Below are 13509 nucleotides of genomic sequence, written 5' to 3' on the forward strand. Positions count from 1 at the left end.
CTTCCTATCAGGATTCATTTATCGAGTCATATTGTGCTGACGCGGTTTGCTCCCCCGTGCCCGCTTCAAGACCTATAGATACAAGCCCATAACTACTCTGCAAATCAGTGGATCAATATATCCAAGTGCATCAATCTGTCCTTGTTCAGGGACTGCATTTGACAAGATCAAACAAACAATCGAAACCGCACCCCACTATGATTGAACAGTCTGCGGCCTTGCTCAATATGCCTTACTTATCTCCGCCGCTTTCCTCGCCCTTGTCCGATGCGCGCGAAGAACTTTCACCCGGTTCTTCTTGAGTCGAGGATGTATATCGGTCGGCAGACCTAACCGTCATATCATCATCAGCCCCAAGGCTTTTGTCTGTTACCGGAGAATCTGTGTCCAACTTGTCTTCATTGCCATCAGAGCTTGGAGGATTCCAAAAACGCCAGCTATGCCAGCTGTCATCCTCATCCTTATCATCTGTCTGATGGCTGGGATGCTCCCGCAGCAATCGATCAACTCGGAGCATAAACCAGATCAGCACCAGAATCGTCCCAAGATTGGTTACAATAGCCACTATCACGGTTTTCTCCATGGTTTAAGAATAGCCTGCTCTGTCAGGAACGGACTTACAGTGAGATAAGTAGGGATCCTTTTCGCCCACCGCGTGTGACCCGGTCATCATGCATGGATACAGTAGCGTTATGAAGCAAACTGTTCACGATGCCATTGTCATAGGGTCCGGACCAGCGGGTTACACCGCCGCCATTTATCTTGGCAGAGCCGGTTATGCTCCCCTCGTTATTGCTGGAGCCCTAACGCCCGGCGGTCAGCTTATGAACACGACAGAAGTAGAGAATTTCCCAGGATTTCCAAAAGCCGTACTGGGACCGGATCTGATGGATCAGATGCGCGAGCAGGCCGAACATTTTGGTGCTCAGATCGAATACGATGATGTCGTCTCAGTTGACTTGAGTGGAGACATCAAACGGATCACCACCGATGGCGGTGAAGAATACCAAACTCGAGCAGTCGTTATCACCACTGGTTCGCAATATCGAAAGTTGGAGATTCCCGGAGAGCGCGAATTTTCTGGGCGAGGGGTTTCCTACTGCGCCACATGTGACGGATTCTTCTTCAAGAATAAGCCGATCGTGGTCGTTGGCGGCGGCGACTCTGCCATGAGTGACGCAGACTTTCTGACCCGTTTCGGCTCCTCTGTCACGTTGATTCACCGTCGCCAAGGCTTCCGCGCTTCAAAAATCATGGTGGACCGAGCCAAGGCCAATGACAAGATCAGCTTCCTTCTCGATTCAGTCGTCACGCGGATCAACGGCGACGGTAGCGGCGTAACCTCTTTGGATGTACGCAATACAGCAACAGGTCAGCAGTCCAATATTCCGGCGAATGGAGTTTTTGTTGCCATTGGATTCACCCCTCAGACTGCTTTCTTTAATGGCCAAGTCGACCTGGATCAGGACGGCTATATCCTGGTCAAGGGTGGGTCAACGAAAACCTCCGTACCCGGAGTCTTTGCCGCTGGTGACGTAACCGACAAGATCTATCGTCAGGCCATCTCTGCTGCTGGCATGGGTTGCCGTGCAGCCTTGGATGCTCAAGAGTATCTTACGAGCCTGGATAAGCGATAAGGCCTGATACGCCCTGTAAACAAGAATTTACGTGCCTGGCAGTTTACGATTGCCAGGCACATCGTTTATTGACCATCACAGCCGCCTATTCAGCTGCCCTTAATTCTCCAATGGTCACGACGGAATAGCACGCTCAATAGGAACATCACTGACCTTACAGCTGCTACTATCGCCCCCACTGAAATAACTGCTCCTCGTTGAGGAGACATTGCACAACCCAGCCCCCTCGCCACATCGAAAATTCTAAAGGCCCTGCCAGCTCAGGTATACTATCGCCCTACCAGACAAGAGCGGTGCTTGCTCTAGAACCACCTTTAAGCGGTGAAGACTCACCTATCTAGTTGACACACGCATAAGCAACCATTCCAGTATGCCCCACTAGCTGGCTGGCTAGTCAACGACTCACCGCACGCCCCCACTATTGGAGGCACTCATCCATTTATGACAGCTAAGGAGCTGAGATACCGATCGGATCTGATGTCGTGAGCCCGCAACATTATCTTGTTGCTCGGTTAGCAGTCATTCGGAATCCGACAGTTAGTCAGCGTATATATTGCACACAGCCTTTCAACACCGATATATCTGTGCAGAGAATGGCACATACTAACGGCATTTAACCATCCCGGGTTTAAGACAAATGCAGCGATTGCTCATCAGCTCATACAAAATCAGATCGAGCTATGAAACAATCGCTTGCCTTATCGGCAGGGTTTGATTGAGCAACCCCTGCGGTCGCAGTTTCAGAATGGGATCAAACCCAGCCTTTGTCGCCTGAATGACTGCTATTACTCGCGGATTGATCCTTTTCCAGGAGTATGGCAACAATGCGGTCCATATCTTCAGGCGAAGAAAACACGATTTCTATTTTCCCGTGCTTTTTAGTGCCCTTAATAGCCACCTTTGTATCAAAGCGGCTTTCTAAATCTTGGCGTACAGGACTATCCACCCATGCGTTGACCCTAGGCTTTTTTGCTCTCTTCTTCGTCTGCCCGGTCTGCAATGCTACGAGTTCCTCCGTAGATCTTACCGACAGTCCTTCAGCAATAATCTTGTCTGCCAGAGCCGTCATGGATTTTTCATCTGGCAAAGTAAGCAGGGCACGGGCATGTCCAGCTGACAACACCCCGGAGCTTACTTTTTTCTGCACACTTGGAGGCAACTTCAACAATCGAAGCGTGTTGGTGATCTGAGGTCTGGACTTGGAGATTGACTTAGACAAACCGTCCTGAGTCAAGCCGAACTCATCGATCATTTGCTGATAAGCCGCTGCTTCTTCCAAGGGATTAAGAGCTACTCTATGGAGATTCTCGAGCAATGCATCACGCAGCATGGCGTCATCGCTCGTTGTTTTCACAATTGCAGGTATGGTATTCAGACCAGCCAACCTAGTAGCACGCCACCGACGTTCGCCCATTATGATTTCATAATGGGTTGTTTGCCCCAGATTAGCGTTTCTCTGGTTTAAATGCTGGCCCGATTGCTCTTCACCAGTCTTAGTGTCAAATGCTTCGGATTTACCTCCTGCACTGGCAGCTGAAGTTGTTTTATCCTCGACTGTTCTTGGCCGGTCTGCAAAAGTAGATTTTCGCACCACTATGGGCTGCAATACACCGACTTCCTTGATGGAGCGGGACAACTCCAACAGTTCATCTTCATCGAAAATCTGCCGCGGTTGCTGAGCATTGGGCCTAATGTCGTCCACACGCACTTCAGCCAAATACCCGCCTTGGACAGGCTTCAGCTCCTCTTGGCTATTGCCCTCCACTTTATTTAGCCCACTATCATTGTCGATAGTAGCTGCTCGGTTAATGCTTTGCCGAGTTTCTTTTGTCCGAAGGTCATCAGCCTCTATCGATCCCGCAATCGGCGATGTTTCACGTGAAACATTTGTCGTCGTAGAACCGAAGAATAGATCGCTCGGATGCTCCAAGCTGCTGATGGATGGGACAGACCTACGCTTGGTAGCCCTCTTCGAGGATGATGTTTCACGTGAAACATCACCGTCGAGCGACTTGGAAATACTGACTCGCTTTTGTCCTGTGTTGGTATGTTTACGACCGCTTTTAGACAATCTTTCAGAATCCGCGAGCTCTGAGCTAGCAGGATCCGAATGCTTAGTTCTTCTTTCTGGTTTTGCCTCGCCTTTTGCTGTGTCGTCCTTCTCTAGGCGTTTTCGTCCATTCGACTCCGCACCCAAACCTTGAAGAGTAGACTGCTTATTGCTTGGATTTGGTACTTTGTTATCTCCTCGCCGACTATTGTCAGCATTGGTTTCATCATCTTCACCTGGCAGGGCAGGGAATAAAGCCCCCAAGCCTTTGCCTAACCGTGAACGGCTTGTCATGTCCTCACTCCCCCTGTCTTCTATTGGCAATATGTTCCAGCACTTGCTCGGATCTCTGCGCGATTTCTAACGCTGCCTCTTCATAAGCGATAGCGCCGGCTCCCTTAGGGTCGTAGGTGACAACGCTTTGCCGAAAGCTGGGAGCTTCAGAGATTTTGACAGAACGCGGAATGGTCGTATTCAGCACTATCTCTGGATAGTGTTCCTTGACTTGATCAAACACTTCTTTGCTGAGCAACGTCCGCCTGTCGTACATCGTCAACAACATGGTGGAGATTACGAGATAAGGATTATAACTTTGCTGAACAAGTCCAATAGTATGCAGTAGTTGTTGCAGTCCTTCAAGAGCATAATACTCAGCTTGCACTGGGATCAATACTTCGTTGACTGAACACATGGCATTCAGAACTAGCAGTCCGAGACTAGGTGGGCAATCAACGAGAACATAGTCATAGTGTTGGTGACAGACTTTGAGATAGTCGGCAACTGCTTTTTTCATCAGCTGATTACGGTTGGGCATATCCGCAACTTCCAGTTCAGCACCACTTAGATCAATAGAAGAGGGGACCACCTCGAGGTTGGGGAATTCAGGGGAAACCACCTTAACGTCATCGATCCCAAGACGACCCTCGAGCACATCATATGTTGATGGTGTACCAGACTCATGGGCCACACCCAACGCAGTAGAAGCGTTGCCTTGTGGATCCATATCAATGACCAGCACCTGTTCATCGAATTCAGCAAACGCGCATGCCAGATTGACTGTGGTAGTGGTTTTCCCTACCCCGCCTTTTTGATTGGCAACGGCAATGAAGCGGGTTTTTGAAGGATGAGGGAATTGAGCCTGACGTAAGGCCTGATAACGTGCAGAAAGATCTGCCATTTCCGCACCGGACACCGAACCTGACCCGTCAGCGAATATTCGATTCAGAATATCCGTTGCCGACTCCATACCTGATGCGTTCGGCGTACTTTGCTCACCGCTATCCGAGGTATTTCTCGTAACGGGTTTCACCTTCTTCGATGCGGCCACGAACCTTCCTCCTTTTGATAACAACTCAATTTTCCCGTCCTAGTTGGACATGTCAGAATAACCGCTAGTTACACACAGCCGTTGTTCATAACTGTGGATAAGTGTGGATAGTTACATCGGTGCCTCCAGCGCTGTCGCTTTCTATAGATTATTAGCTTTGCCTTGTGATTATTGACAATTCTGGCGCTACCCACAAGGCAGCATGGTCTACAAACGATAATGTGGATAATTCATTTCTGAGGTCTAAATTGTGCATAACTTAAAAATCGGGAATCAATAAATTCACTACATCAATTAAGCATGCAATACTATTCATGGGACTTGTCAATGAATACATCAACCTGTTGGATAACGGTTATAACACTGCTTCAACGCTCCTATTAAACCTCTTGGCGACGGACCTTGTACAACTGTACTGCAGAGTAGTGTTTCACGTGAAACATCTCTACTGTCTGGGAAGTACTATTACCTTGTTGATTGTTGGCTCACGTAGTTGCGTGCTTTAATTTTGCATGTTGTATATTCAAAGCCTGCCCTTCTACAAGCAGTCAATATTACGGATTCAATAGACACTTCTCAATTTTTAAATTATAAAAATGTATTTATTATTGTTAAGCGATAGGTCTTACTAACCGATAAGCGTCGTATTCTACCTGGTGCAAGTGTGGTTGCATAAAGGACTCTAAGAAAGTGTTCACAGACTACCCGTTTCCTAATGAAGATATAGAAGCTAGTGCCGTATTCTTTCACATGTACTCCAATAACCGTGATCTAGATTATTGAATTCCGCGTCGATTGTTTCACGTGAAACATTGCAAACAATCTCCACTAAGAAATCATCCACCAGGAGCAGCAACAGCTGAATAAGGTCATGGCTAAGATGCTGCTGAATATAGCTGTCTCGGATACCTCTCTTGAATACCTCTCTCGTATGTCACATACCCTCAGCGATCAACTGGGTATTAACCTGTGACATCTGTAAGCAACGAAGCATGATTTTTCAGTTAAATGTTAAATAAGATGTGTATTTGCAATGTTTCACGTGAAACAATCTCTAGTGCACACATCAGGAACTAGTGAATATCTCTCTTGTGCTCAGTGCAGCCCTCCCCTCTATCTCCAACATCAGAAGAATATTCGATGTTGAAAAGTGATTCCGGAGTTTCTCCGGGGCTGATTAATCGATTACTCAAGCTATCGCTCATACATGTGCAAAGATCAATATTGCTCTGCAAGTGTTAATGATCAGACAACGAAGGGCGATGCACAGGTTCAAACACGTTAAATCCCCTGTATGTAATGGGGCCTGTAAATGAACACACCATGGCGAGTATAAATAGTATGGTCTACGCAAGAACTGGGTAAAGTAGGTCAGTTTATAGATCACTGAGCACCAAAGGGACAATATCGCCAGAGACGGTTAATCAAGCACCAGAAAGTTAGCGGTATATCAAGTTCGAAGATATATTCCATACAATTAGCCCAACGATGTACGGGAGACAAAACCAGTATCAACTAAGATTCTGAGCAAAGCAACCGGAAGATACAAAGCGTTGTGCTCAATCGCAAATGAGACAGACATGATTATTTCAAATATTATAATTATATATAAACAGCTGCAGCCTTACTCTTTGACAAAGGATAGAGGCTGGAGTGTCAAAGTTCATAAAAGCTCCGGAGTGAAAACCAGTCTAAGGAAGGCAATACAGGATCACAAGTGTGCTTGCACTCCCTTTAACTGAGCATGGCACCCATCACGATAAGGAGACAACCACTCATGTTGCTGTCCGGAAAAGGCAGTTTCGATCAAGAAGAGTTGTTCAATAATTTCTCATAAGCTTTGACATGGCTCTGTTTGAATGCTGATAATTTATTCTCTGAGGTAGCAAATTCCTAAGTTGCCTGATTTTTATCTCGCTATTGAGTAAATGCTCTGACAACGCAGTCATAAAATAATGTTGTATCGACGTCGTGTTTTAGCGTTTGTCCACAAGAACTACGTGGGTTTCTTCAAGACCAGGTGCAACTGGAGCTTGGCTGACCCGTGGATTCACTCCATGATATTTTTTTATCTCTTTAGCAGCTTTATCAAGCTCATTTTGCGCCGAACGGCCTTTAAGAGCAATAAGCTGACCCCCTGATCTCAAGAGAGGTAGGGTCCACCCAGCGAGCTTTGTCATAGGTGCCACAGCCCGGCAGGTCACGACATCAAAAGTCTCAGGTACTGAAGGCGTGGAACCTACCCTTGCCAGACTTTCTCCGCCCATCGCTGCCGATGATTCAGGACCATTCACGGTTTGCTGACTATCACCATTCCTGGTGGTGACCAAAGTTGAAGAACCAAGGCCAGAAACAGAATTGGACCCTTCCTCGCTTCGGCGACGACCATGACGGTGGCCTTGTGAAGCTCTTTTCTTGTGCCGATTCGATGCGTGAGAGGATTGCGGGGCCAGATCCTCTGCACGTTTGCGAAGCACTGAGGCATTAACCAGGTGCAACTCATCGATGACTTCCCGCAACCAGAGCACACGCCGCTCCATTGGCTCGACAAGCACAACACTGCACTGCGGAAGACACGCAGCTAGCACAATGCCCGGAAAGCCCCCACCAGAACCTATATCTGCCACCGTTGCTGTCTGACCATCAGTAGTCAATCGTTCTCGCACAAAAGGCACAATGGCAGCTGAATTGAGTATGTGCCGTTCCCAAATAATGTCTTCATCGCGAGGGCCGATGATGCCCCTCTCCACACCCTCACCTAAGAGCTTGTCGTGGAAACGCTGCATGGGTACCAAAGCATCGCCAAGCACCTGCCTCAAGAGGGGACTATCGTTCAGTTCATCATCCACAACAGCCATTTCAACTCCTCACATTCACATTCGACGCGCAGTCAATCACAGCCACAGACCCCGACAGCGTCATACTGTCTTGCATCTTGCATCCAGAAGATTCCACCATGTCAGAATCTGAAACCACTGGATACCGAGGGCGGTTACCAACTTGCGGTTTTCAACTACAAAATAGCGTCGAAGGCACACATCAGTATCCTAACGGAACCAGCATAGGAGGCGGCCTCCTATAGGGGATGACCAACCAAGATCATTCCGAATTAAGCAGCATGGCAAACTCACCACCATCATGAGCCAGACAAGGCAATACATCTGACAGATGGCACGACCCTGGCCGATAGCACAGCAAACTTAGACAGTCTGACTGCAGCAAACAATGAAACAATCCAAACAAGGCTGACCTCACCAATACTTCATCGGCGCACAGCCCTACTTGGTTCTGCAATCACTCCCTGTCCGCGCCAGCAGGATCGTCATCAGCCGCGTAGTCAGCCGAATCATCGGCCTGATCGGTTTCATCCGAGTCCAGCGGGGCATCATACCCGACTGGTTCGTCCTCAACATCGTCAGGCAGGTCCTCGTCTTCGTTCTTGGCCTTCAGGTAGACGGTGACGTACCGGTGGGGCTCCTCACCGTGGGAGCGTGACTTCAGCCCCTCCTCTCGGACCATGTCATGGACGATCTTGCGCTCGAAGGAGTTCATGGGCTTCATATTGACGGGATCGCCGGTCTCACGAACCTCGTCGATCACATCCAGGGCCTGCTCGCGAAGATGCTCGCGCTTGCGCCGCAGGAAGCCGTCCACATCCACGATCAGATGGGAGCGCTCCCCTATCTTCTGCTGCACGGCCAACCGCGTCAGCTGTTGCAGGGCATCCACCACCTCGCCATCCTTGCCGATCAAATGCTTGATATCCGTGTCGTCGTCAGCCACAATCTGCACGGTCGGACGGTGGTTGCGCACCCCCATCTCGATATCGCCCTCGTAATCGACGATGTCCAGCAACCCCTCCAGATAGTCGGCGGCGACATCCGCCTCCTCATTGAGTTGCTCGATGGTCTTTCCCTGATCCAGAGACTGAGACATCTATGCTCTCCTTACACGCGTTTACATCCGATTCATAACCTCAGGTCCACTGGATTCCTGGTCACCAATCGAGTGTCCAGTATTGAGGATACACGGACGTGATGATTGCAGACTACTCCAGTATCCGCCTGACCGAAAGCTTGGTCACCACACCGGCCACCGCTGCCAGTGGCTGCATCAACGACCGCGACGCTTGCGGTGGGGCTGAGAACGCTGGTGGGAGACGTTCTTGTTGTTGCGGGCTTCCTCCTCCAGCCGCTTGGCCTCCATCAGCTGCTCCTCCTCCAAAGAGGGCAGCCCCTGGCGCTTGCGACGAGCGTTCTCACGGCGGTGGTCCCGCTCCTCCTTGCTCTCTGCGGCCGGCGAGCCCGGCGTAGGCATATGGCGGACCTGGAAGAGGGTTCGGCCCAGATTCCAAAGGTTGTTGGTCAGCCAGTAAATCAGCACGGCGAAGGGGAAGTAGATGCCTGAGAAGATGTACATGACCGGGAAGATGAAGGCCATCATCTGCTGCATCTTGTACTGCTGTCCCTGCATGGCCGACCTGGGCATGTTCCGCCGGACGTTGTGGAACTGCGAGTAGAACATGGCCAGGCACATGAGCACGATGAAGACCACTATGACTATGCGGCCCGCACCCTGGGCGGACATGAAGTTGTCCGAAATCCGCAGCCCGAAGAAGGTGGTCTCCTCGAATTCTCGCGCCACCTGTCGGTTGAAGGCTCCAAGGGGCGCCCGCTTGCCCCGGGCGATGAAGGGCACAGCCGAAAGCACGTAGAACATGGTCATGAAGACCGGGCCCTGGACCAGCGCGGGCAGACAGGAACTCATGGGGTTGGCATGGTTATCCTGGTAGACCTTCATGGTCTCCCGGCTCATGGCCTCTCGGCTGGCTGGATCCTTCTTGTTGCGGTACTTGTTCTGGATCTTCATCAGCTTGGGCTGCAGGGCCTGCATCTTTTGCATGGATCGCAGCTGCTTGATGAAGAGCGGCAGCACGCAGAGGTTGACGACCAGCACCAGCATCACTACCGAGAGCGCCCAGGCCACCCCGGGACCCTTATGGAGTCCGATCAGGGTCAGGAACTTGTGGCAGTAGGTCATGATGTAGGTCATGAGCCACTCGATGGGGTAGAGGATCTTATAGAAGAAGCCGTATATGCCCGTATCGAAAGTGAAAGTGTCGTTGTTCTGGAACATTGTCAGGCCGTCTCCTTGTCTGGGGCCATGGGGGTCAGCCGGGCCTCCTCATGGGCCTTGGACCACGGGAACCGATAGAAGATGGAAAACCTCTGGGGCACGTCATCGATCCCGCCGTTGTTGAAAGGCGTGCAGCGCAATAGCCGCAGAACGGCCAGGATGGTTCCACGCAAGGCCCCGAACCGCCTCAGAGCGGTCAGAGCGTACTGGGAGCAGGTCGGGTAGTAACGGCACCGCGGCGGCGAGAGGGGTGAGATGTGGCGCTGATACCAGCGGACTGCACCCTGCAGAGCCCGGGAGGCCAGGCCGCTCATGCCCTGTATCCTTCATTGGCTTCCAGCCGTTGAGCCGGTTGACGCTTGGACCCGACGAGCTGCAAACCTGATTGCGTTCGCCCTTCAGAGCCGCCGGCAATCTTGCCAGTCTTGCGCATAAGGTCACGGAAGAGCCTGTCCACTTGCTCCTCCAGCTGCTCATAGGTGGCTCTGGCAGCGCTGGGCTTGGCGCGCATGACCAGATCACAGGAGGATGGCAGCAGGCCCTCCTTGGATTCGGCAAGTTGCCTGAATCTGCGCTTGACCTTGTTCCTAGTCACGGCCTTGCCTACATTTTTGGATACAGCGAGCCCCATGCGGCGTCTGCCCGCAGGCAGGATGTCATGCCGCCCTTCGTGCGCAACCGATGCCACCGGCAGCGGGGTCACCGTCTGGTCAGATCCAGGGATCAAATAATGAATGACCAGATCCCGGCTGCTGACCCGATGGTGTCGCCTGAGCACCGCCGTGAACTCCCGGTGGCTCCTCAGCCGTTCCACCTTTTGCGAAAGGATCGAAATCCGATTCAGGCGGAGAGCGTCCGACGGCCCTTGGCCCGGCGACGATTGATCAGAGCGCGGCCAGAGCGGGTGCGCATGCGAGCGCGGAACCCGTGCTTCATGTGACGACGGCGGTTATTGGGCTGGAATGTCCTCTTCATAATTCGTTGCTCCCGTGTGTAGACATACTCGAGTACGGCTCGTTATGAGTCAAGCTATATCACGGTACACAGGAGCCGGGACGGAGTCAAACAGGCATCCGCCCCTCAGATGACAAGGACCGCCTCGTATCCTGCACAAACCCTGTCATGGCGCGAGAAAGCGCCTCCTCACTTATCCACAAATTACATCACTGTTATTCACATTCAGCGCAGACACAACACGCTATCCTGTGGATAACCACGCAAAGTCGGTGTAACAATGGGCTACTGTCGACTTTGAGAGAAGCAGGAAACACGGGAAATCCGTCGTCGAGAAGAGAGGAGCACACTGATGGCGCAGGATCCGCTGGATGCCGCTGCCCAGGCCAAGAGAATCTGGGATGCGGTCCTGCAGGTGCTCCGCTACAGCAGTTCGCTGACCTCCAGGGACAAGGGCTGGCTTGAAGACATCACCCCCGAGGCGGTCTTCGGCACCACCATCGTTCTGCGTGTCTCCTCCAAGGCCACCCAGGAAGCTATTCAGGGACCGCTCAGCCAGCCCGTCCTCAGCGCATTGCAACTGGTCACCAATCAGGAAATGTTCCCGGCCATCAAAATCGTCTACCCTGAGCAGATGGCCAAGCAGATGGCTGCCGACCAACAGAACGACCAACGCGCATCCGCCATGGCTGGCTCCGCCCCGGGAAGCGGCGAGTTCCGTCAGGTCCCCGGCCCAGCCCAGGATCCATACGGCGACTACCAGCGCCAGAACAGCACCGGCCGATCCTCCTCCGACACAAAGACCCGTTCAAATTGGAGGCCTGAGACCGCAGGGACCGCCAAAACCCCGATCGTCTCGGCCAATGATTTCCATCAGGGCACCTACGTGCCCATGACTTTGGACATGCAGGCCGAGCTGTCCGAGTCCTCCCCTGCTACAAGGTCCACGGCCAGCGCCGATGCCGATCAGCAGGCCGAGGCCGAGCGAACAACGTCGCGGCCCGCTTTTACCGTGCCTCGCTTCCCCATGAGCCAGAACCGGGTGGAGCGCGATCCGCAGACTCATCTGAACAAGAACGCCACTTTCGATACCTTCGTCCCAGGCGACTCCAACCGCTTCGCGCGGACCGTGGCCCTGGCCGTGGCCGAAGGCTCGGGCCAGGACTTCAATCCCCTGTGCATCTATGGCAGCTCAGGTCTGGGCAAGACCCATCTGCTCAACGCCATTGGCAACTATGCCCTGGTTAAGGATCCTTCGCTCAAGGTCCGGTACGTCAACTCGGAGGAATTCACCAACGAATTCATCGACGCCCTGCAGAACTCAACCCAAGGCTCGGGCCAGATCGCAGAATTCAACCGCCGTTACCGGCAGGTGGATGTGCTCCTTATCGATGACATCCAGTTCCTGGGGGGCAAGGAAGCCACCCTGGACCAGTTCTTCCACACCTTCAACGCCCTGCACGACGCCAACAAGCGCATCGTCATCGCCTCGGACGTGGCCCCCAAGAATCTGAAAGGCTTCGAATCGCGACTGATCTCGCGCTTCGACTCGGGCCTGACCGTGGACGTCAAGCCGCCAGACCGGGAGACCCGGGTGGCCATCCTGAGAATGATGGCCTCCATGAACGGGGTCAGCATTCCCAACGAGGTCCTGGATCTGATCGCGGAACGCTTCACCGAGAACATCCGAGAGCTTGAGGGGGCTTTGACTCGTGTCACAGCCGTGGCCAGCCTCAATAACCAGCCAGTCACCACGGCCTTGGCTGAACAGACCCTGCAGGACTTCTTCTCCACGGACGTAGAAATCAAGCCCACCGACATCATCTCCCAGGTGGCCAAGTACTTCCATCTGACCTTTGACGATATCGTCGGCCGTACGCGCACCAAGAACATCGCCCTGGCCCGCCAGATCGCCATGTATCTGGCCCGGGAAATGACCAGTATGTCCTTGGTAGACATCGGCGAGGTCTTCGGCGGCCGCGACCATACCACAGTCATGCATGCCTATACGCGCATCTCCAATGAGATGCAGGAAAAGCGGGAGATTTACAACTACGTCATGGAGCTGACGGTCCGGCTCAAGCAGCCTCAGAACTGATGCGACACGCAGGAACCGGTGTGGATCGGCAGAAAAAGATATCCACCTGTTTATCCCCAGATGTGGGCAAACCTTGGGAATAACCCACCGATTTTCCGGGGACAAGTGGTGGATCTTCAGCGAATAACCACCATGCTTTTGTGGATAACTCAGCAAAAATCCGCCCTTGTGGATAATTTGGCTTTTTAGTCACATCGATCTCACCACTTATCCACAGCGCCTGGAGGAGGTGTATCCACCGCATTGCAAGGATTTGGAAACTTATCCACACCATCCACCGAGCTTATTACGATGACTCTATGTATAT

General features: G+C 52.1%; 9 protein-coding genes and 2 pseudogenes. 2 read left to right on the forward strand and 9 right to left on the reverse strand.

Going from position 1 to position 13509, the window contains the following annotated elements:
• Positions 1 to 232: 232 nt before the first annotated feature.
• Positions 233 to 583: a hypothetical protein gene (locus QRX40_RS03470; protein ID WP_313836291.1), complete on the reverse strand. Its 351-nt coding sequence runs from the start codon at positions 581 to 583 to the stop codon at positions 233 to 235.
• Between the two features lie 109 nt (positions 584 to 692).
• Between QRX40_RS03470 and trxB the strand changes: the two genes are divergently transcribed.
• Positions 693 to 1637, forward strand: coding sequence for a thioredoxin-disulfide reductase (trxB, locus tag QRX40_RS03475; RefSeq protein WP_198189405.1), 945 nt, complete (start codon positions 693 to 695; stop codon positions 1635 to 1637).
• A gap of 751 nt (positions 1638 to 2388) precedes the next feature.
• On the opposite strand, the gene QRX40_RS03480 is transcribed toward trxB, so the two are convergent.
• The 8 genes and pseudogenes from QRX40_RS03480 to rpmH form a co-directional block, all read right to left on the reverse strand.
• Positions 2389 to 3981: a ParB/RepB/Spo0J family partition protein gene (locus QRX40_RS03480; RefSeq protein WP_313836293.1), complete on the reverse strand. Its 1593-nt coding sequence runs from the start codon at positions 3979 to 3981 to the stop codon at positions 2389 to 2391.
• Between the two features lie 4 nt (positions 3982 to 3985).
• Positions 3986 to 4933, reverse strand: coding sequence for a ParA family protein (locus QRX40_RS03485; protein WP_045925192.1), 948 nt, complete (start codon positions 4931 to 4933; stop codon positions 3986 to 3988).
• Between the two features lie 2057 nt (positions 4934 to 6990).
• Positions 6991 to 7872, reverse strand: a complete 882-nt coding sequence (locus tag QRX40_RS03490) for a 16S rRNA (guanine(527)-N(7))-methyltransferase RsmG (RefSeq protein ID WP_082067758.1) — start codon at positions 7870 to 7872, stop codon at positions 6991 to 6993.
• Between the two features lie 541 nt (positions 7873 to 8413).
• Positions 8414 to 8950: pseudogene (locus QRX40_RS03495) on the reverse strand (protein jag); the annotation flags it as partial.
• Positions 8951 to 9127: 177 nt separating this feature from the next.
• Positions 9128 to 10150, reverse strand: a complete 1023-nt coding sequence (gene yidC / locus QRX40_RS03500) for a membrane protein insertase YidC (protein WP_045925058.1) — start codon at positions 10148 to 10150, stop codon at positions 9128 to 9130.
• Between the two features lie 2 nt (positions 10151 to 10152).
• Positions 10153 to 10464 (reverse strand): membrane protein insertion efficiency factor YidD, encoded by a 312-nt coding sequence (gene yidD, locus QRX40_RS03505; protein WP_045925193.1) that lies wholly within the window; start codon positions 10462 to 10464, stop codon positions 10153 to 10155.
• 107 nt (positions 10465 to 10571) lie between these two features.
• A pseudogene (gene rnpA, locus QRX40_RS03510) lies at positions 10572 to 10964 on the reverse strand (ribonuclease P protein component); the annotation flags it as partial.
• Positions 10965 to 10990: 26 nt separating this feature from the next.
• Positions 10991 to 11125: a 50S ribosomal protein L34 gene (gene rpmH, locus QRX40_RS03515; protein ID WP_015022700.1), complete on the reverse strand. Its 135-nt coding sequence runs from the start codon at positions 11123 to 11125 to the stop codon at positions 10991 to 10993.
• Positions 11126 to 11456: 331 nt separating this feature from the next.
• Between rpmH and dnaA the strand changes: the two genes are divergently transcribed.
• Positions 11457 to 13202 (forward strand): chromosomal replication initiator protein DnaA, encoded by a 1746-nt coding sequence (dnaA, locus tag QRX40_RS03520; protein ID WP_313836301.1) that lies wholly within the window; start codon positions 11457 to 11459, stop codon positions 13200 to 13202.
• Positions 13203 to 13509 lie beyond the last annotated feature (307 nt).

The organism is Bifidobacterium sp. H6bp9, assembly GCF_032193695.1.
Classification (GTDB): domain Bacteria; phylum Actinomycetota; class Actinomycetes; order Actinomycetales; family Bifidobacteriaceae; genus Bombiscardovia; species Bombiscardovia kimbladii.

Excerpts from the sequence above, each read along its gene's own strand:
- QRX40_RS03470 (WP_313836291.1), bottom strand. The coding sequence starts at position 583 with ATGGAGAAAACCGTGATAGTGGCTATTGTAACCAATCTTGGGACGATT.
- trxB (WP_198189405.1), top strand. The coding sequence starts at position 693 with ATGAAGCAAACTGTTCACGATGCCATTGTCATAGGGTCCGGACCAGCG.
- QRX40_RS03480 (WP_313836293.1), bottom strand. The coding sequence starts at position 3,981 with ATGACAAGCCGTTCACGGTTAGGCAAAGGCTTGGGGGCTTTATTCCCT.
- QRX40_RS03485 (WP_045925192.1), bottom strand. The coding sequence starts at position 4,933 with ATGGAGTCGGCAACGGATATTCTGAATCGAATATTCGCTGACGGGTCA.
- QRX40_RS03490 (WP_082067758.1), bottom strand. The coding sequence starts at position 7,872 with ATGGCTGTTGTGGATGATGAACTGAACGATAGTCCCCTCTTGAGGCAG.
- yidC (WP_045925058.1), bottom strand. The coding sequence starts at position 10,150 with ATGTTCCAGAACAACGACACTTTCACTTTCGATACGGGCATATACGGC.
- yidD (WP_045925193.1), bottom strand. The coding sequence starts at position 10,464 with ATGAGCGGCCTGGCCTCCCGGGCTCTGCAGGGTGCAGTCCGCTGGTAT.
- rpmH (WP_015022700.1), bottom strand. The coding sequence starts at position 11,125 with ATGAAGAGGACATTCCAGCCCAATAACCGCCGTCGTCACATGAAGCAC.
- dnaA (WP_313836301.1), top strand. The coding sequence starts at position 11,457 with ATGGCGCAGGATCCGCTGGATGCCGCTGCCCAGGCCAAGAGAATCTGG.